The organism is Streptomyces sp. NPDC057616 (genome assembly GCF_042800575.1).
Classification (GTDB): domain Bacteria; phylum Actinomycetota; class Actinomycetes; order Streptomycetales; family Streptomycetaceae; genus Streptomyces.
In genome coordinates, this window is sequence record NZ_JBHVGU010000002.1 from 14117 (window position 1) to 32959 (window position 18843).

At 74.0% G+C, this 18843-nt stretch carries 14 protein-coding genes; 8 read left to right on the forward strand and 6 right to left on the reverse strand.

Features of this window, described 5'->3' with window-relative positions:
* Positions 1-84: 84 nt before the first annotated feature.
* Entirely contained in the window at positions 85-414 is a 330-nt protein-coding gene (locus ACFU97_RS01920; protein ID WP_384249548.1) for a hypothetical protein, read from the reverse strand.
* Positions 415-773: 359 nt separating this feature from the next.
* Between ACFU97_RS01920 and ACFU97_RS01925 the strand changes: the two genes are divergently transcribed.
* The 8 genes from ACFU97_RS01925 to ACFU97_RS01960 are packed head-to-tail and all read left to right on the forward strand — an operon-like array spanning position 774 to position 10096.
* A complete protein-coding gene (locus tag ACFU97_RS01925; protein ID WP_384249550.1) occupies positions 774-1898 on the forward strand; it encodes a glycosyltransferase in 1125 nt (374 codons plus the stop codon).
* Between the two features lie 20 nt (positions 1899-1918).
* On the forward strand, positions 1919-3379 hold the full coding sequence (locus ACFU97_RS01930) for an exopolysaccharide biosynthesis polyprenyl glycosylphosphotransferase (RefSeq protein WP_384249553.1): 1461 nt from the start codon (positions 1919-1921) through the stop codon (positions 3377-3379).
* 6 nt (positions 3380-3385) lie between these two features.
* Positions 3386-4714, forward strand: a complete 1329-nt coding sequence (locus ACFU97_RS01935) for an O-antigen ligase family protein (RefSeq protein ID WP_384249556.1) — start codon at positions 3386-3388, stop codon at positions 4712-4714.
* Positions 4711-6402, forward strand: a complete 1692-nt coding sequence (gene murJ / locus ACFU97_RS01940; protein WP_384249559.1) for a murein biosynthesis integral membrane protein MurJ — start codon at positions 4711-4713, stop codon at positions 6400-6402. The genes ACFU97_RS01935 and murJ overlap by 4 nt, the downstream gene beginning before the upstream one ends.
* Positions 6392-7183 (forward strand): polysaccharide deacetylase family protein, encoded by a 792-nt coding sequence (locus tag ACFU97_RS01945; protein WP_384249562.1) that lies wholly within the window; start codon positions 6392-6394, stop codon positions 7181-7183. Before murJ ends, ACFU97_RS01945 begins: the two co-directional genes overlap by 11 nt.
* Positions 7180-8322, forward strand: a complete 1143-nt coding sequence (locus ACFU97_RS01950; protein WP_384249564.1) for a glycosyltransferase — start codon at positions 7180-7182, stop codon at positions 8320-8322. Before ACFU97_RS01945 ends, ACFU97_RS01950 begins: the two co-directional genes overlap by 4 nt.
* Positions 8319-8990, forward strand: a complete 672-nt coding sequence (locus ACFU97_RS01955) for a lipopolysaccharide biosynthesis protein (protein WP_384249567.1) — start codon at positions 8319-8321, stop codon at positions 8988-8990. The genes ACFU97_RS01950 and ACFU97_RS01955 overlap by 4 nt, the downstream gene beginning before the upstream one ends.
* On the forward strand, positions 8987-10096 hold the full coding sequence (locus ACFU97_RS01960) for a GNAT family N-acetyltransferase (RefSeq protein WP_384249570.1): 1110 nt from the start codon (positions 8987-8989) through the stop codon (positions 10094-10096). The genes ACFU97_RS01955 and ACFU97_RS01960 overlap by 4 nt, the downstream gene beginning before the upstream one ends.
* A gap of 3 nt (positions 10097-10099) precedes the next feature.
* Here the strand turns inward: ACFU97_RS01960 and ACFU97_RS01965 are convergent, their stop codons facing one another.
* The 5 genes from ACFU97_RS01965 to ACFU97_RS01985 form a co-directional block, all read right to left on the reverse strand.
* Entirely contained in the window at positions 10100-11329 is a 1230-nt protein-coding gene (locus ACFU97_RS01965; RefSeq protein WP_384249573.1) for a glycoside hydrolase family 26 protein, read from the reverse strand.
* A gap of 119 nt (positions 11330-11448) precedes the next feature.
* On the reverse strand, positions 11449-13368 hold the full coding sequence (locus ACFU97_RS01970) for an AMP-dependent synthetase/ligase (protein WP_384249576.1): 1920 nt from the start codon (positions 13366-13368) through the stop codon (positions 11449-11451).
* A gap of 86 nt (positions 13369-13454) precedes the next feature.
* On the reverse strand, positions 13455-15023 hold the full coding sequence (locus tag ACFU97_RS01975) for a von Willebrand factor type A domain-containing protein (RefSeq protein ID WP_384249579.1): 1569 nt from the start codon (positions 15021-15023) through the stop codon (positions 13455-13457).
* Positions 15024-15170: 147 nt separating this feature from the next.
* A complete protein-coding gene (locus tag ACFU97_RS01980) occupies positions 15171-16034 on the reverse strand; it encodes an ABC transporter permease (protein ID WP_384249582.1) in 864 nt (287 codons plus the stop codon).
* Positions 16031-18688, reverse strand: coding sequence for an alpha/beta fold hydrolase (locus tag ACFU97_RS01985; protein ID WP_384249585.1), 2658 nt, complete (start codon positions 18686-18688; stop codon positions 16031-16033). Before ACFU97_RS01985 ends, ACFU97_RS01980 begins: the two co-directional genes overlap by 4 nt.
* Positions 18689-18843 lie beyond the last annotated feature (155 nt).

Sequence of the window (18843 nt, forward strand, 5' to 3'; positions counted from 1 at the left end):
GGAAATACCGAAGGGCCGGCTCCCGGAAATGGAGCCGGCCCTGATCGCCGAACCAGCGAGGCGGCAAGTGCCGCCCGCCGTCGGCTACTTGCCGAGCGGAAGGCCGCCGAGCAGCTGCCCGTCGACGGAACCCGGCAGGGCGGGCTGCGGCAGGGCGCCGCCGACGACGGGGGTCTTCACTCCGGCGCCCTTCACGCTGCTCTTCACGCCTTCCTTCACGTTCTGCGCCACCTGCTCGACGTCCTTGCCCACGTAGTTCGTCGACACCTTGGCTGCCGTGGGGACGCCGGTCGCGACGCTCTTCCCGCTGTCCACCAGGCCCTGCGCCGGCATGTCCAGCGCGACAGCCGGCACGGCGACGCCGGCCACGGCCAGGGAGCCTGCGACGACGGCGGCAGCCTTCAGAGTCTTCATCGTGTGCCTTTCTTTTGTAAGCCTCACTTCTCCCCGCCTAACGAGGGGCGGACGTCCTGGAAACCCTGTCGCCTGCAGTTCGAGGAACTCATACGAACGGACCCGCGACGGCGGCTGCTCCAAACGGGTGGCCGAAGATGACAAATAGCCCATGGAAACGCCACCATTCCGACACAGTTGGCGGGTTCGCGGATAAATACGCATGAGCGGCTAGAGTGGCTCACCTCGTGATTTCAGCGATGCCGGTTGAACAACGGAACGCACGCTCTCGAACGGGTGCGGGATTTTATATCAAGAACACGAGCCGCACGTCTTGGCCCCCGGCTCGGACTCTTTTGTTCGGAAGGGCAGCGTCGCTCATGAGTAATTCCCCACGCGTCCCTCACGTCCTGCATGTCGCCCAGCCCGTCGAGGGCGGAGTCGCGCGGGTCGTGACGGACCTGGCGGTGGCTCAGCTCGCCGCGGGGCTGCGCGTGACCGTCGCCTGTCCGGCGGGCGGCCCGCTGCCGGACGCGCTGCGGGCACAGGGCTGCACGGTGCTGCGCTGGGACGCGACCCGTTCGCCGGGGCACCGGCTGCCCGGTGAGGTACGGCAGTTGACCGGGATTCTGCGCGCGGTGCGGCCGCATCTGGTGCACGCGCACAGCGCCAAGGCGGGGCTCGCGGCCCGGCTCGCCGTACGCGGCCGTGTCCCCACCGTCTTCCAGCCGCACGCCTGGTCGTTCGAGGCCGCGGACGGTGTCGTCGCGCGTCTGGCACTGGCCTGGGAGCGGTGGGGTGCGCGCTGGGCAACGCGCGTGCTGTGTGTGAGCGAGGCGGAGCGGCGCACCGGGCAGCGGTGCGGAATCGCCGCCGCCTGGGAGGTGGTCCCCAACGGGGTCGACACCCTCAGGTTCTGTCCGGAGGGGGACCGCGCCGGGGCCGGGGCGGGGCCGCTCGTCGTGTGCGTGGGCCGGCTGTGCCGTCAGAAGGGGCAGGACGTCCTGCTCCGGGCCTGGCCCGAGGTGGTGCGGCGGCTGCCCGGTGCGCGGCTGGTGCTGGTCGGCGACGGTCCCGACGCGGACCGGCTGCGCGTCGCCGCGCCCGCATCGGTGACCTTCGCCGGTGCCGCGGCCGACGCCGCCCCCTGGTACCGCGCCGCCGACGTCGTGGTGCTGCCGTCCCGCTGGGAGGGCATGGCCCTCGCCCCGCTGGAGGCCATGGCCTGCGCCCGGCCGGTCGTCGTCACGGACGTCGACGGAGCGTGCGAGAGCCTGCCGCGGGAGCTCGTGCCGCACTGCCTGGTGGCGCCGGAGGACCCCGGCGCGCTGGCGCGGGCGACGACGGCGCTGCTGCGGGACGAGCCGCTGCGCGCGGCGCTGGGCGCACAGGGACGCCGGCACGTGCTCGCCGCCCACGATCTACGACACGCGACGGACGCAGTGATCGACGTGTACCGCGCCTTGCCCGGCGTCGTCGTCACGCCGGCCGTCGTATCCAACTAGAGCAGGAAGTGCATCACCTGATGACTGCGGAAAGTACCGTTCCCCCTCCTGCGGGGCAGCAGCCGCGGACGGCGGAGCGCGCTGTCTCCGTCCTCGCGCCCCGCGGCCCCGTGGCCGGACGCCGACTGCCCGCCGGACGCAGCCGCCGCCGTACGCGACGCGCCTCCCGGGTGTCCTTGCCCCTCGTCGACCTCGCCGCCGCGCTGCTGGGGGCGCTCGTCGTGCCCGGCGCCCTCGCGTACCCCTTGGTCATCGCCCTGCTGGCTGCCGGCGTGATGGCGCTGAACCGGCACGCCCGTCTGTACGACACCGCCCTGGTGCGCGGTGTGCTCGACGAACTGCCCGCCGTCTGCGGGCGGATCGCCGTCGGCTGGACGGCGGTGGCGGCGTTCTCCCCGCTGCGGCCGGTGCCGCTCGCCGTGGTGGCCGGCGCGTTCGCCGTGCACTGCGCGGCGGCCTGCGCGGGCCGTGCGGCCCACGGACGCCGGGCCGCGCGCCGCCGCCCCGAGCCCGCCCTGGTCGTCGGACCGGTCGCGGCGGCCCGGCCGGTCGCGGCCGCGCTGCTGCGCCAACCGGGCTGCGGCGTACGGCCGGTGGGTCTGGTCACCAATCCGCTGGACGTCCTCACCGGTCCGGCCGAGGGCCCCAAGCTGCCGGTGCTCACCACGGACCAGGAGACGCACCGCGCGGTCATCCAGAACGGTGTGGAGACGGTACTGGTCGTGGGGGCCGCCACCCGGGTGGAACGGGCCGCCCTGCTGCGGGATCTGGCCGCGTACGGCTGCGTGCTGTGGGAGCTGGACGCCGGTTCGCCGTCGTACGGCTTCGGCGGGCGGCGGGAGAGCGCCGGGCAGCTGGCGGGCTTCTCGCGCCGGCTGCTGTGGCCGGCCGGTGGGCCAAGACGCGGCGGCCTGGGCAAGCGGGTGCTGGACCTGGTGCTGTCGGGCACGCTGCTGCTGCTCGTCTGCCCGGTGCTGCTGGTGTGCGCGGTCGTGCTGCGGGTCATGGACGGGCCGGGCGTGGTGTTCCGGCAGGAACGGATCGGCAAGGACGGGCGGCCCTTCACGCTGCTGAAGTTCCGCACCCACCGGCCCGCCAGCGCGCATGAGGCCGCGACCCGCTGGAGCGTGGCGAACGAGCAGGAGATGAGCCGCTTCTGCCAGTTCCTGCGCCGCACCTCGCTGGACGAACTGCCACAGCTGTGGAACGTGTGCCGCGGCGACATGAGCCTGGTCGGACCGAGGCCCGAACGGCCCTACTTCGTCGCCGTGTTCAGCCAGACTCATCCGGGCTACCGGGACCGGCACCGGATGCGGACCGGGATCACCGGGCTCGCCCAGATCCACGGGCTGCGCGGCGACACCTCCATCGAGGACCGGTGCCGTTTCGACAACGCGTACATCGACAACTGGTCGCTGTGGCAGGACATCTGCATCCTCGTGCGCACGGCGGTGCTGTTCGTGCGGCCGACGGGGAGCTGAGCGCGGGTGAGTTCTCCCCCGGCGGCCTCCCTGCCGTTCGTGCCGTCGCCCGCGGCGCTCGGCCGGGTCGCTCCCGTGCTGCCCGTCGTGGCGGTGATCGCCCTGATGGGGCTGCCGTCCGCGTCGGACAGCGGTGCCTCGCCCGCCGACGCGGCCTGCGGACTGGCCGTGCTCTGGGCCGCCGTACGCGCCGTACGGGAGGCGCGGCGTCCGCTGACGAGGACCGCCGCGGTGGTGCTCGGGCTGCCGGTGGTGGGCATCGCGGTCGCCGCGACCGGGGCGGTGACGCCCGGCGACGGGATCACGGGCCTCGCCCGCTATCTCCAGGTGTTCGTGCTCGTCCCGCTCGCGGTCGTGCTGCTGGTGCGCGACCGGCGTGACGCCCGGCTGGTGCTGTGGTCGCTGGCCGGGCTCGCGCTGTGGCAGGGCGCGGTCGGGGTGCACCAGTACCTCACCGGGACCGGCGCCTCCTACCAGGGCGCCGACATCCGGGCGGTGGGCACCTTCGGGCCCTCCGACGTGATGGGCATGGCGAGCGTCGTCGCCTGCGGAGTGGTGGCCCTGACCGCCCTCGCGCTCGGGACGCCCGCGCGGCGGCAGCGGATCGTGGCCGTGGGCTGCGCGCTGGCGCTGCTCGTACCGCTCGCGCTGTCCTTCAGCCGGGGCGCCTGGATCGCCACGGCCGTCGCCTGCGGGACCCAGCTGCTGCTGGCCGGGGTGCGGCGGGCGCTGGTGCTGCTCGCGGCGGCGACCGCGGCCGCGGTGGTGCTCGTGGGCGGGTTCGGGGTGGGCGCCGCGGCGCTCCAGGAGCGGCTGACCAGCATCACCCAGGTCACCGACGCACCGGACCAGTCGGTCGTCGACCGGTACACGATGTGGGCGGCGGCCACCGACATGTGGCGCGAGCACCCGGTGGCCGGCGTGGGCCTGAAGGCCTTCCCCGCCTACCGGGACGCCCACGCCTCGCTCGCGCTGTCGTCGGGCAGCGACACCGAGGGCGCGGGCCAGGCCTACAAGCGCCAGCCCCTGCTCTCCCCGCACAACATGTACATGCTGCTGCTGAGCGAGCAGGGCCTGCTGGGCCTGGTCACCGTGGCGGGCAGCTGGCTGGCCCTGCTGGTCCGCTCGCTGTACCGGCTGCGGCGCGCGGGACGCGCCCGGGACTGCGCCCTCGCGGCCACGGGCCTGCTGCTGTGGCAGCTCGTCAACTTCCTCTACGCCGACATCGGCGGACCCTCCACCACGATGACGGCCGTCTGCTTCGGCTTCGTCGCCTGGTGGGCGCTGGCGGGCACGCCGGCGGCGGATCCGGCCGCGGAATCGGGCGCCCTGTGAGGCCCGGTGCCGCGAGGACGGCGGGCGCACCGGACCGGACCACCGTTACGGGCCGCCCGCTCACGGCGGGCGGCAGCCCCGGCCCGGCTGCCGCCCGTCCGGCGCCCGGCACGCCCTCGCGCCGCTTCCTCGCCCGGGCGACCCTGCTCAGCGCGGCGCTCTCCATCGCCGGGGCGGTCCTCGGACTCGGCCGCGACCAGGCGCTCGCGCATCTCTTCGGCGCCGGCGCGGAGACCGACGCGTTCCTGGTCGCCTGGACGGTGCCCGAACTCGCGGCGACCCTGCTGATCGAGGACGGACTGTCGTTCGTGCTGGTGCCCGCGTTCAGTGCGGCGCTGGCGCTGCGGGCGCGCGGGAAGGGCACGCCCGACCCGGTGCGCGCGCTGGTGGCGACCTCGCTGCCGAAGCTGTGCCTGGCCTTCGCCGCCACGGCCGCGGCCCTCGTGGCCGGGGCGCCGCTGGTGGTGTCCGTGCTCGCGCCCGGCCTGCGCGACGTCTCGCTCGCCGTGGCCTGCACCCGGCTGACCGCGACCTGTGTGCTGAGCTTCGGCCTGGCCGGGTACTGCAGCGCGGCGCTGCGCGCCCATCGCGCGTATCTCGCGCCCGGCGCGATCTACATCGCCTACAACCTCACGATCATCACCTCGATGTTCGTCCTCGGCGCGCACTGGGGCGTGCGGGCCGCCGCGCTCGGCGTCGCCCTCGGCGGGTGCCTCATGGTCGCCGTACAGGCGCCGTCGCTGGCCCGGCGGCTCGCCGGCCGTCCCGGCCGCCGGACCCTCGCCTACGACGGGGACGGCGGCGTGCCGCTCGCGCCCGGCCTGGTCTGCGCGGTGCTGCTGTTCGCGCTGTGCCGGCAGTCGCAGGTGCTGATCGAGCGCTATCTGGCCTCCGGGCTGCCCGCGGGCGCCATCTCGCACCTCAACTACGCCCAGAAGGTCGCCCAGTTGCCGATGTCGCTGGCGTCGATGGTGTGCGTCGTCACCTTCCCGGTGGTGGCGCAGGCGATCGCCGAGGGCGACACCCGGCGGGCCCGGGACCGCGTCGAACGGGACCTGGTGCTGATGGGCTGTCTGGTCCTGCTCGGCGCCGCGGTCGTGGTGGCCTGCGCGCCGCAGATCGTCCAGCTCCTGTTCCAGCGGGGCGCGTTCACCGCCCAGGACACCGCCGCGACCGCCTCGGTGATGCGGGTCTACGCGACCGGGCTGCTCGGGCAGACGCTGGTGGGGGCGCTCGTACGCTCGTACTTCGCGGCCGGCCGCACCACCTGGTTCCCGCTGGGGGCGATGGGTGTGGGGGCGCTGTCCACCGTCGCCATCGGCACCTGGGCCGTCGGGCCGTGGGGTGCGTGCGGCATCGCCGCGGCCAACGCGGCCGGCATCACCGTCACCGCGCTGCTCCTGCTGCACGGCCTGGGCCCGGGCAGCGTGCCCGTGCGCGTGCGCCGGTTCCTCGCCGAGCTGGCCCGGCCGCTGTACGCGGCCCTGTGGGCCACCGCGGCGGGCATGTTCTGCGCACGGCTGTTCACCTCTCCCGCGGCCGCCGTCGCCGCCGGCGGCATCTGCGTGACCACCGTCTTCCTGGCGCTGGCCTGGCTTCTCGACGCCGCCTGCGCCCGATCCCTCCTGCTTCCTGTCGCGCACTACCTCCGTCACTCCGTCACACGAAAGGTGGGCCATGGTCGCTGACGCCGCCACCGCATCGCCCACGGCTGGACCGAACCCTCTGCCGCCGGCGCGCACCTCCGCCCGGCGGGGACCGGCCGCGTGGGTGGCCATGTACCACTCCGTCTCGGACTGCCCGGACGACCCGTACAACGTCACCGTCACCCCCGAGCGCCTCGGCCGCCAGCTCGCCTGGCTGACCCGCCGCGGCGTGCGCGGCGTGAGCATGCGGGAGCTGCTCGCGGCACGCGCCCGCGGCGCGGAGCGCGGCCTGGTCGGGCTCACCTTCGACGACGGGTTCGCCGACTTCGCGAGCACCGCGCTGCCCGTGCTGCACCGCTGGGGCTGCACGGCGACCGTGTTCGTGCTGCCCGGCCGGCTCGGCGGCGAGAACGGCTGGGAGCCCCACGGGCCGCGCAAGCCGCTGCTCGACACGGACGGCATCCGCCGGGTCGCGGCGGCGGGGATGGAGGTGGCCTCGCACGGCCTCACCCACCTCGACCTGACCAAGGCCACGGTCGAGGTGCTCACCTCCGAGGTCGCCGACAGCCGCCGGCTGCTCGCCGAGATCACCGGCCGGGACGTCGAGGGCTTCTGCTACCCCTACGGCTACATGGACGAGCGCGTCGCCGCCGCCGTGCGCCGGGCCGGGTACCGCTACGCCTGCGCGATCTCCCCCGGCCCCGCGGGCTGCGGCGACTTCGCCCTGCCCCGCATCCACCTCGGGCGGGCCGACACCGCGCCCCGGCTGGAGCTGAAGCGGCGCCTGGCGCGGCGCTTCGGCCGCGCCGTGGGGTCCGTGTGAGGGCGCTGCACGTCATCACCGGTCTCGGGGTGGGGGGTGCGGAGCAGCAACTGCGGCTGCTGCTGCGGCATCTGCCCGCGCAGTGCGACGTGGTGACCCTGACCAACCCCGGCCCGGTCGCCACGGGACTGGCGGCCGACGGGGTCCGCGTCACCCATCTCGGGATGCGCGGCAACCGCGACCTGGGCGCCCTGCCCCGCCTCACCCGGCTGATCCGCGCCGGGCGTTACGACGTCGTCCACACCCACCTGTACCGGGCCTGCCTCTACGGCCGGATCGCCGCACGCCTCGCGGGAGTCCGGGCCGTCGTCGCCACCGAGCACTCGATCGGCGACACCCGGCTGGAGGGCCGTCCGCTGACCGCGGGCGTACGGGCGCTGTACCTGGCCGGTGAGCGGCTCGGCGTGGCCACGGTCGCCGTCTCCCCGGCGGTGGCCGGGCGGCTGCGGCAGTGGGGCGTGCCGGCGTCCCGTATCCACGTCGTCCCGAACGGCATCGAGGCGTCCCGGTTCGCCTTCGACGAGGTCCGGCGCAAGGAGGCGCGGGCGTACTACGCGCTGCCCGAGGACGCGTACGTCGTCGGCGGGGTGGGGCGGCTCGCCCCGGTCAAACGGTTCGACCTGCTCGTGCGCGCGCTGGCCCGGCTGCCCGGGGACGTACGGCTGCTGCTGGCCGGCGGCGGTCCCGAGGAGGAGGCGCTGCGGCGCCTGGCCCGGGGCCTCGGGGTCGCGGACCGGCTGGTCCTGGCCGGCGAGCGGCCCTACCTGCCGGGCCCCGGCGACGACGTGCCCGGCGTCATGGCACTGCTGTCCGCGATGGACGTGCTCGTCTCGCCGTCGGCCGAGGAGGCCTTCGGGCTCGCCGTGGTGGAGGCGCTGGCGGCCGGGCTGCCCGTGCTGTACGCGAGCTGCCCCGCCGTGGAGGACCTGCCGCCGGACGCGGCGCCCGGCGCCCGGCGGATCACCGGCGGCGCCGGCGCCTACGCGCGGGAACTGCTCCGGCTGCGCGCGGCGGGCCCCGGCGGGCGCACCGCGCCGGACGCCGTGCGCCGCTACGACATCGCGTGCAGCGCCCGGCAGTTGATGGATGTGTACACGGCCGCTCTGTCCGGCTCGACCCTGGAAGTGAGTTCCTCATGACCGACAACCCCGTTCAGCCCGCCCGGCCCGCGCGCCGTGCGCGTGCCCGCGGGAGGCGGCTGCCCCTGTGGTGGCTGCTGCCGGCCGGCGTGCTGCTCGGCGCCGCGGCCGGTGGCGCGTACGGGCTGGCGAAGCCGCCGCAGTACACGGCGACGAGTTCCGTCGTCGCGGTCGCGGCGGGCCGGTCGGACGTCGACTGCGCCGACGCGCTCGGCTTCGCGCAGGCGTACGGCCGGGTGGCACCGCAGCTCGCGGTGGCCGGGGACGCCCCGCGCGCCGCGGGCGTGCCGGCGGCGGCGCTGCGCGACAGCGTGCAGGTGGCCACCTCGCCGGACGTGCCGATGATCTCGGTCTCGGCGACCGGGGCGAGCCCCGCCCAGGCCGCCGGCATGGCCAACGCGGTCTCCGGCGCGCTCGTCACGCAGGCGGGCCGCACCAAGAAGGCCACGGGCATCCGCCTCGAGCGGATCTCCCCCGCCCTGAGGCCCACCGAGCCGTCCTCGCCGTCCTGGAAGCTGACCGGGCTGGTCGGCGCGAGCGCCGGCGGGCTGCTCGGCGGCCTCGCGCTGCTGGTCCGGCCGCGGCGGTCGGCGGAGGAGGAGCCGGTGCAGGCGGCGACCGTGCCTGCCCCGACCCACGCCGTGGACGCCCACGGGAAGCTCGGGTGACCGCGGCCGGCCGCGCGCTGTCGGTCGAACTGTGCACGGACGAGGCGGCGTTCGCCGCACTGGCCGGGGAGTGGGAGGAACTGCACGCCTCCTGCCCGTCGGCGACGCCCTTCCAGGCGCACGCCTGGCTGCACTCCTGGTGGCTGTCGTACGGCACACCCGGCGGGCTGCGGCTCTTCCTGGTCCGGCGGGGCGGGCACCTCGTGGGCGCCGCGCCGCTGATGAGGGTGCGGGGTCCGGTGCCCCGGCTGGTGCCGGTCGGCGGCGCCATCTCCGACTTCCGCGACGTGCTGCTCGACGGGACGGCCGCCGAGGAGGGCGGCCGGGTGCTGGCCCACGCCCTGGCCGGCGCGGCCCGCACCGCGCTGGTCGACTTCCGCGACGTCCGGCCGGGCAGCGCGGTGGAGCAGGTCTACCGGCACTGGCGCGGTCCGCGCTGCCGGCTGCGCGACTCGACGTGCCTGGAGCTGCCCGCACTGCCCATGGGCGAGCTGATCAAGCGGCTGCCGACCACGCGCGCCCAGCGGATCCGCAACAAGGTGAACCGGCTCGGGCGGCTCGGCGTCGAGTGGCGTGTGGTGGGCCACGACGAGACCGAGAGCGCGCTGCGGCGGCTGATCGAGCTGCACCGGCTCCAGTGGGAGGGCAAGAAGGTCACGCCCGAGCACACCCGGCCGCGGTTCCTGGAGCACCTGACCCGCTCGGTGGTGCCGATGGCCCGGTCCGGGCAGGCCGCGGTGACCGAGTTCCTGCTGGAGGGCGCGGTCGTGGCGGTCAACCTCCATCTGCTGTCAGGGGGGTTGACCGGCGAGTACCTGTACGGCTTCCATCCGCGGCTGCGGGACAGCAAGCTGGACGTGGCGACGATGCTGCTGCGGGCGTCCAGCGAGCTCGCCTGCGGCAGCGAGGGCCGGGTGCTGAGCATGCTGCGCGGTGACGAGCCGTACAAGTACCGCTGGTGTCCCGAGACGGTCCACAACGAGCGCCTTCTGATGGCCGGTCCGCTCGGCGCGCCGCTGTTGGCGGCCTCCGTCGCGCACGCCACGGCCCGGCGTACGGCGAAGAAGGTCCTGCGCCGCAAGCCCGGCCCCCAGGCGCACGCGTAGCGCTCACTTCGGGGGCTGCCCGGCGGCCGGGGACGGCGGCGCAGGAGTCGGAGTCGGAGGTGGCGTCGGCACGGGTGTCGGTCTCGGCACCGGTGCCGGCGTCGGCGTCGTCACGGCGGGCAGCGCGGGCGGGGCGGCGACCGCCGGTCCGGGCGCCGGGCGCGGCACGGGGGCGCTGGACATCACCGTGCGGTACAGGGCCGAGGCCTTGGGGTTGCCGCCGCACTCCCACACGCCGTGCGGGCAGTAGTCGGTGAGCGTGTTGTAGAGCGGCCTGTGCTCCTCCATCCAGGCCAGCATCCGCAGCATGTACATGCGGTCGTCGCCGTTACGGAACAGGCCCCACTCCGGGTACGACAGCGGCTTGTGGTGCTCCTTCGCGAAGTCCACGTGGAACTGGAGGCCGTAGGGCTCCGACACCTGCTCGTCGAAGGACATCCCGTGGGGCTGGTCGTAGGAGTCCATGCCGACGATGTCGACGACGTCGTCGCCGGGGTAGCACTCCGGCCAGGGGATCGCGTCCCTGCCGCGGCTGGGGGCGAAGTCGAACCTGAACTTCTGGCCCGGCACCGAGCGCATGACGGTGACGATGCGCCGCCAGTACTCCTTCCAGCGCTCGGGGTCGGGGCCGCAACGGTGCGTGTACGTCGTGCCGTTCATCTCCCAGCCGAGGACCAGGATGGTGTCCGTGGCGCCCAGGTCGACCAGCCGCTGCGCCAGGACCCGGAAGTGGTCGTCGTAGGCGCCGGCCGCGGCACGCCGCAGCAGCCGCCGGACGGCCGTGTCGGAGACCTCCGCCTCGTTGTGCTCCATCAGCGGGACGTTGAGCACGAGCATCCGGTCGGCCTTGGCCCGCCGCCACCGGGCCCAGCTGTCGAGGAAGTCGTTGCCGCCCTCGATGTTCTCCCAGACGTCGCCCGGCAGATACGTGTGCCCGACGCGCAGTTCGGTGCCGCCCAGCCAGCCGCTGAACCTCTGCATCCGCGTCAGCCCCACGGCCTCGGAGTCGAGGAAGGCGCCGAACGCGGGCCGCTCGCTGTCCGCGCCCGCGGGGAAGGGCGCCTCGGGCGCCGCGGGGGTGGGGCCCGGCGCGGTGGGCACCACCGGGGGCGGATCGGGGTTGCTGCCGTCGTCGGGCGAGGACACCCGGCCCCAGAGGAGCGAGGCCAGCGTGAGCACTGCGGCGGTGCCGAGTGCCAGCCGTACGAGGGCGGACCGGCGGCGAGGGATCATTCATCCTCCTTCGCCGCAGATCCTACGTTCAGTGACACTTAGTCATATATCACTTAATTGCCCCAGTTGAGGGGGGCGGCTCGGCATGGATCACCCGCCCGAGTGATCCGCGCAGGACGTCATGCGATGTACAGGGCCGCTATGTCCTCGGCGTATGCCGTCGTGACCGCGTGACGCTTGATCTTCAGCGACGGCGTGAGCAGACCGTTGTCCTCCGTGAATTCACCCTCCACCAGGGTGAACGCGCGGATCGACTCGGCCCGGGAGACGGCCTCGTTGGCGTAGTCGACGGCCTTCTGGACGTCGGCGCGCATCCGCGGATCGCGCACCACCTCGGACATCGGGGTGCTCGCCGGCAGCTTACGGACCGTCAACCAGTGCTCCACCGCTTCCGGTTCGAGGGTGATGACGGCGGCGACGAAGGGGCGGTTGTCGCCCACGACGATGCACTGGCCGATCGGCGGGCGGCTGCGCAGCCGGTCCTCCAGGACGGCCGGGGAGACGTTCTTGCCGCCGGAGGTGACGATGATGTCCTTCTTGCGGCCGGTGATGGTGAGATAGCCGTCCTCGTCGAGGGCGCCCAGGTCGCCGGTGGCGAACCACTCGTCCTGGAGCACGGCGTCGGTGGCGGCCGGGTTGTTCCAGTACGCGCCGAAGACGACACCGCCCTTGATGAGCACCTCCCCGTCCTCGGCGATCCGCACCGACGTGCCGGGGACCGGGACGCCGACGGTGCCGGGGCGGGGCTTCAGGGGCGGCACGATGGTGGCGGCGGCGCTGGTCTCGGTCAGGCCGTAGCCCTCGTAGACGATGATTCCGGCGGCGTAGAAGAACAGGTTGAGGTTGCGGTCGAGGGGGGAGCCGCCGCTGATGGCGTAGCGCATGCGGCCGCCCAGCTCCTTGCGGACGCGGCGGTAGACCAGCAGGTCGTACAGGGCCCAGGCGGCGTAGAGGCCGGGGCCGGGGCCCTTGCCCGTCCCGAGGAACTTGTTCAGATACGCCTCCCCGAAGCGGACGCCGACGCGGTCCGCGCGGTCGAAGGAGGCGCCGCGGCCGATCTTCTCGGCGGTCGCGCGGCCGGTGTCGTGGATCTTTTCGAAGAGGTACGGGACGCCCACGAGGAACGTCGGGCGGAACTCCTTGAGCGCGGGCCTGAGTTCGTCGGGCTTGATGCTCGGGCAGTGGCCGATCTCGATCCGGGCCATCAGGCAGGCGATCTGGAGGGTGCGGCCGAGGATGTGGGCGAGCGGGAGGAAGAGCAGGGTGGAGGCGACCTGGCCCGTGACCTCCTTGAAGATCGGGTGCAGCAGCTCGACCGTGTTGGCGGCCTCCGCGTGCAGGTTGGCGTGGGTGAGGACGCAGCCCTTGGGTTTTCCGGTGGTGCCGGAGGTGTAGCAGATCGTCGCGGTCGTGCCGGGGGTGAGGGCGGTGCGGCGCTTGGTGACCTCCTCGTCGGGCAGGTCGCGGCCGAGCGCCTCGAGGTCGGCGAGGGCGTTCTCGTCCAACCGCCAGACGCGGGGCGGGTGTTCGTGGCGGGCCGTGCCCGTCGCCACCGTGGCCGCGTTCTCGGCGGTCTCGGTGACGACGAGGCGGGCCTCGGAGTCGCGGACGATCCACTCCACCTGCTCGGCCGAGGACGTGGCGTAGACCGGGACGGTCTGGCCGCCCGCCGCCCAGATCGCGAAGTCCAGGACCGTCCACTCGTAGCGGGTGCGCGACATCACCGCGACCCGGCCGCCCGGTTCGAGGCCCGCCGCGATCAACCCCTTGGCCACGGCGGTGACTTCGCGGGCGAAGGCCGCCGCGGTCACCGGCCGCCAGCCGTCGCCCTGGCGGCGGCGCAGGACCACGGCCTCGGGGGCCTCGGCCGCGTTGGTGTAGGGGAGGTCGGCGGTGCTGCCGGAAGTGATGCGCGCGGCGAGGGCCGCTGTGCGGGCCTCGCGTACGACGCCGTCCTCGTCCTTGGTGACCTCGACCCTGGTGCGGGCCGCGAGGTCGGTGCGCTGCCGTGCTCTTTTCAGATCCCTGCGTACACCCATGACGGCTCCCGGTCGGCTCTGACTGGGGGGTCAACTTACTCGCAAGTAAGAAAAGGTCAATGGGACCTCGCGACTGAACTGGTGTCCTAGTCCTGACCTCGGCCGGCCTCCCCGATCGCGTCCGCGAGGCGGCGTACGTCGCCGTCCTCGGTCCGCTTCGCCAACTCGTCCGCGCGCTCCTTCAGTTCGCCCAGTCCCGGGTCGCCGGGGAGGGTGGACCAGCGGTCGTCGCCCAGGCGCAGGGCGTCGGCGAAGTAGGCGGCCACGGCGGTCACCTGGAAGCGGGGGCTCGCCTCCCAGACGGAGCCGCGCAGCCCGCCGGTCTCCACCTCCCCGGACCGCTCGTGCGGCGCGCGTGTGCCGGGGTCGAGCCAGCGGACGGTCGCTGTGGCGAGGTGGCCCTCGGCGCCGGGCCGGGTGCGGACGGCGTACAGCGCGGTGACCGTGTGGCCGGGGCCGACCTCGCCGCCGTCGACGCGGTCGTCGCGGAAGTCGTCGTCGGCGACCTGGCGGTCGTCGTAGCCGACCAGGCGGAAGTCGGCGACCGTGGCGGGGTCGAAGGCGACCTGGGCCTTGGCGTCGCGGGCGGTCAGGTCGATGTTCTGCGGGAGCTGGTCGCAGAAGACCTTGCGGGCGTCGGCCTCCCGCGACACGTACACGGTGTGGCCGTCGCCCTTGTCGGCGAGGCGCTCCATGAGGGCGTCGCCGTAGTCGCTGCCGACGCCCACGCCGAAGAGGGTGATGCCGTACTCGCGGCGGGCCGTGGAGATGCGGTCGAGGATGGACTCCGGGTCGGTGTCGCCGTCGTTGGCGAGGGCGTCGGAGATCAGCACGACGCGGTTGGTGGCGTGCGCGCGGCGGCCCTCGACGGCCGTGGCGTAGCCGGTCTCGACGCCGGCGCCGAGGTTGGTGGAGTACGTCGGCTCCAGGCTGTCGATCGCGTCGTGGATCTCGCCGCGGTGGCCGCCGAGGCGGGTCATCGGCAGGACGGTCTCGGCCTGCTCGCTGAAGGTCACGAGGGCGACCGAGTCGTCGTCGCGCAGCCGGTCCGTCATCGTGTCGAGGGACTTCTGGGCGAGGTCGAGGCGGCCGGGCTCGGCCATGGAGCCGGATATGTCGATGACGAAGGTGAGGGCGGCGGGCGGGCGTTCGCCGGACGCGGCGGCGGGGCGGGTGGCGAGGCCGACGCGGACCAGGGACCAGTCCTTGCGGTCGGTGCGGGCGCCGTCGACGGTGACCGTGAAGCCGTTGCCGTCGGGGCGTTCGTAGTCCTGGCGGAAGCTGTTGACGAACTCCTCGGGGCGGATGGTGGCGGGGTCCGGGCGCCCTCCCTCGGCGAGCGTGCGGCGGGCGTACTCGTAGGAGGCGGTGTCGACGTCGAGGGCGAAGGTGGAGAGCTGGTCGGGGGACGCGGAGGGGCTCGCGAATCTGTCCTGGCCGCTCTGGTCGCCGGCGGTCGGGGCGGCGGGCGCCGGCGCGGGGAAGCCGTTGTGGTACGAGCCGTCCGAGGCCTTGCTGCCGCTGTCGGAGCCGCCGCCCGCGGAGCAGGCCGTCAGCAGCAGACCGCCCGCCGCCGTGACCGCGAGGACGGCGGTGCGCAGCCGCCGGGTACGGCGGTGTGGCCCGTCCGGGCGGGGTGTTCGGTACCGCTCCATCTTCCGTGCCCCCTTGGTGAGTTGACGCCGATGTCTGTGACTGTGACGGCGCGGGGGCGCGGAACGTGCGGCACGGGGCGTTGCGGAAGGATCTCAAGACGGCCACGATCATGGCCCGCCGAGACCGGTGGGTGATCCTCCGTTGACCTAGGACACGATGTCCTTGCGGGCGAAACCCCGGAAGGCCAGGGCGAACAGGACGAGCGCGTACGTTACCGAAATCGCCGTGCCCTGGATCATGCCGGACCACTCGGGATGCGGCTGGACGGCGTCCGCCCAGGCGAACTGCCAGTGCGCGGGCAGGAAGTCGCGCCAGTGGCCGAGGGCGGTGACGGCGTCCAGGACGTTGCCCACGATCGTCAGGCCGACCGCGCCGCCGACCGCGCCGAGCGGCGCGTCGGTCTTCGTCGAGAGCCAGAACGCGAGGCCCGCGGTGACCAGTTGGGACACGAAGATGTACGCCACGACCACCAGCAGGCGCTGCGTCGCCGTGCCCGCGTCCAGCGCGCCGCCCGTGGGGATCTGCAGCGGCCCCCAGCCGTACGCGGCCGTGCCGACGGCGAGCGCCACCACGGGCAGCAGGATCATCGCGGCCAGGCTGAGGCCCAGGGCGACGAGGAGCTTGGACCACAGCAGGCGGGCCCGCGGCACGGGTGCGGCCAGCAGATAGCGCAGCGAGGACCAGCCGGCCTCCGAGGCGACCGTGTCCCCGCAGAACAGGGCGACGGGGATGACGAGCAGGAAGCCCGCGGAGACGAAGAGGTTGACGGCGGCGAAGTTGGCGCCCGACGCGGTCGCCGTGTCCATCAGCGTCACCGTGTCGTTGCGGCCGCCCGGGTCGCCGCCGATCGCGAACGCGATCAGCAGCACGAACGGCAGCAGCGCGAGGATGGCGCCCATGATCAGCGTCCGGCGCCGCTTGAGCTGGCGGACCAGCTCGACGCGCAGGGGCAGCGTGCGGCCCGCCCGGTACCCGGAGGCGGTCTCGGTGCGCTCGGCGAGCGTGCTCATGCGGAGCCTCCGATCAGGGTGAGGAAGGCGTCCTCGAGCCGGCGGTGCGGGCCGAGGGAGGACACGGGCACCTCCAGGCGTACGAGGTCGACGAGGAGCTGGGCGGAACCGGTGCCCGAGAGGCGGACCAGCAGGCCGCCGTCCGTGCGCACCGCCGACTCGACGCCCGGCAGCGCGGCCACCTTCTCGACCAGGGGGTCCGCGATGCCGGCCGCCAGGCCCACGAGGAGGGTGTCGCCGGAGCCGACGATCTCGGCGACCGGGCCCGCCTGGACGAGACGGCCGCGGTCCATGACGACCAGATGGGTGCAGGACTGCTCGACCTCCGCCAGGAGGTGGCTGGAGACGATCACCGTGCGGCCGGCCGCCGCGTACCGGATCAGCACCTCGCGCATCTCGCGGATCTGCGGCGGGTCGAGGCCGTTGGTCGGCTCGTCGAGGATGAGCAGGTCCGGAAGGCCGAGCATGGCCTGGGCGATGGCCAGGCGCTGGCGCATGCCCTGGGAGTACGTGCGCACCGCGCGGGCGAGCGCGTCGCCGAGGCCGGCGATCTCCAGGGCCTCCTCCGGATGGGCGTCCTCGGGCGGGCGGCCCGTCGCCCGCCAGTACAGCTCCAGGTTCTCGCGGCCGGACAGATGCGGCAGGAAGCCCGAGCCCTCCACGAACGCGCCGACCCGGGACAGGACCGGGGCGCCGGGACGGATCGCGTGGCCGAAGACGCGGATCTCACCGGCGTCCGGCGTGATCAGGCCCATCAGCATGCGCAGGGTGGTGGTCTTGCCCGCGCCGTTCGGCCCGAGGAGGCCGAGGACCTGGCCCTTCTCCACGCGGAAGGACAGCTCCTGCACCGCGTAACGGTCCGCCGACCGGGCGTAGCGCTTGCTCAAGTCCGTGATCTGGAGCGGCACTTCGGCCAGCGCCGGGTCCGGGGCCACCGCGGTCGTACGGCGACGGCCCGTGACCAGCAGGGCCAGGGCGATCACCGCTCCGGCGACCGGGAGCCACCACACCCAGGACGGCAGCGGGGCGGCGGCGGTGCTCACGCCGGGTGCCGTCGGCACCTTGAGGTCACTCTGCAGGGAGACGGTGTACGTCGCCGGGTTCACCGGCGAGGCGTAGCCCAGGTCGGTGGAGGCGAGGACCAGGCGCAGCCGGTGGCCCTGCTCGACCTGGTGGTCGACGGCCGGGAGCGTGATCGTGACGTCCTTGCCCGCCTTGGCGCCCTCGACGCGGACGGGCGTCACCAGCTGCGCGGGCAGCTGGGGTGTGCCGCCGCCGGCCGGGACGTCGTACACCTTCGCGAAGAGCACGGCGTCGTCGCTCGTCGCTCTCACATGGACGGTGACCGTGGGCGAACCGGTGATCCGCAGGCCGCTTGTGAGCGGCGCCGACTCGAACTGGGCGTACTGGCCGGGGAAGTCCAGCGACACCCCCACGCCGAGCGAGGACAGCTGGGCCAGTCCGCCGGAACCGCCGAGACCGGGCAGGGCGGAGACGGCGGGCGGGGAGGCACCGGCCGGGTTGGCGAAGCTCTGCTCCGTGCCCCGCAGCCGCAGCGGGTGCCGCCCGCTCTCCAGGCCGGGGTACGCGTCGGCGCTCGCGCCCCGCAGCACCGCCGCGCCGCTCGTGGAGTCGACGCCGCCGCCGCGGCTGACGCGGAAGGCCGGGCCGGTGTCCGTGCCCTTGTCGTTCTTGAGGTAGCGGTCGAACCAGCTCCGCACGCGGGCCTGGACGCGGCTCGCCTCCATGTCGCCGCCGTCGTGCCCGCCGGCGATCCAGTCGACGTCGACCGGGGCGCCGGCCGCGCGGATGGCCTTCGCGGCCGCGTCGGCCTGGCCGAGCGGGAAGAGGGAGTCCGTCTGGCCCTGCACCAGGAGCGTCGGCACCTTGATGCGGCCCGCGACGGCGGACGGGGAGCGGGCCTCCAGCAGCTCGCGCGCCTGCGCGTCGGGGCGGCCCGACTCCGCGACCCGCTCGTACATCCGGCACAGCTGGGGCTCGAACTTCGCGCATCCGCCCCCGGAGTTGACGAAGATCCCGGCCCACAGCTTCTTGAACACGCCGTCGGGGAACAGGGCGTCCGCGAGGTTCCAGTACGTGATCGCCGGGGCGATGGCGTCCACCCGGTGGTCGTACCCGGCGGCCAGCAGCGAGATCGCGCCGCCGTACGAGGCGCCGGCGACGCCCACGCGCGGGTCGCCGGGTTTGTCGAGCTGGACCTGGGGCTGCCGGGCGAGCCAGTCGATGAGCTTGGAGACGTCGGCGACCTCGCCCTTCGGGTCGTTCAGCCCGATCCTGCCGGTCGACCTGCCGAAGCCGCGCGCGGACCAGGTCAGGACCGCGTAGCCGTCCCGGGCGAGGTCCTCGGCCTGCCCGCGCACGTCCTGCTTGCTGCCTCCGAAGCCGTGGGCGAGCAGCACGGCGGGGTGGCGTCCGCCGGTGCTTCCGGTGTCGCCGGGTGTGAAGTACGAGGTGTCGATCCGCACCCCGTCCATCGACATGACGCGGTCGCTCCGGTGCACGGGTGCCTTCCCGTCCGAGGCGACGGCCGTCCAGGTGCCCGCGCCCGCGAGCACCACGACGGCGGCACCGGCGGCGAGTGCCCTCCGGGGTGTGCGCAGCAGCCCTCGCAGGCGGGACGGTCGAAGATCCATGTTTCAACGGTACGGGGCGTCTCCGACAGTTGGAGCAGCCCGGAGGGTGAGCATGGGCACCTCCTCCGGGCGTACGGAGCTGTTTCGACGTACCGCCGTTGTGGTACGTCCACGAGCTCGGGCGCTCGTGCCGTCGGACGGCTGCTGGTTCGTCG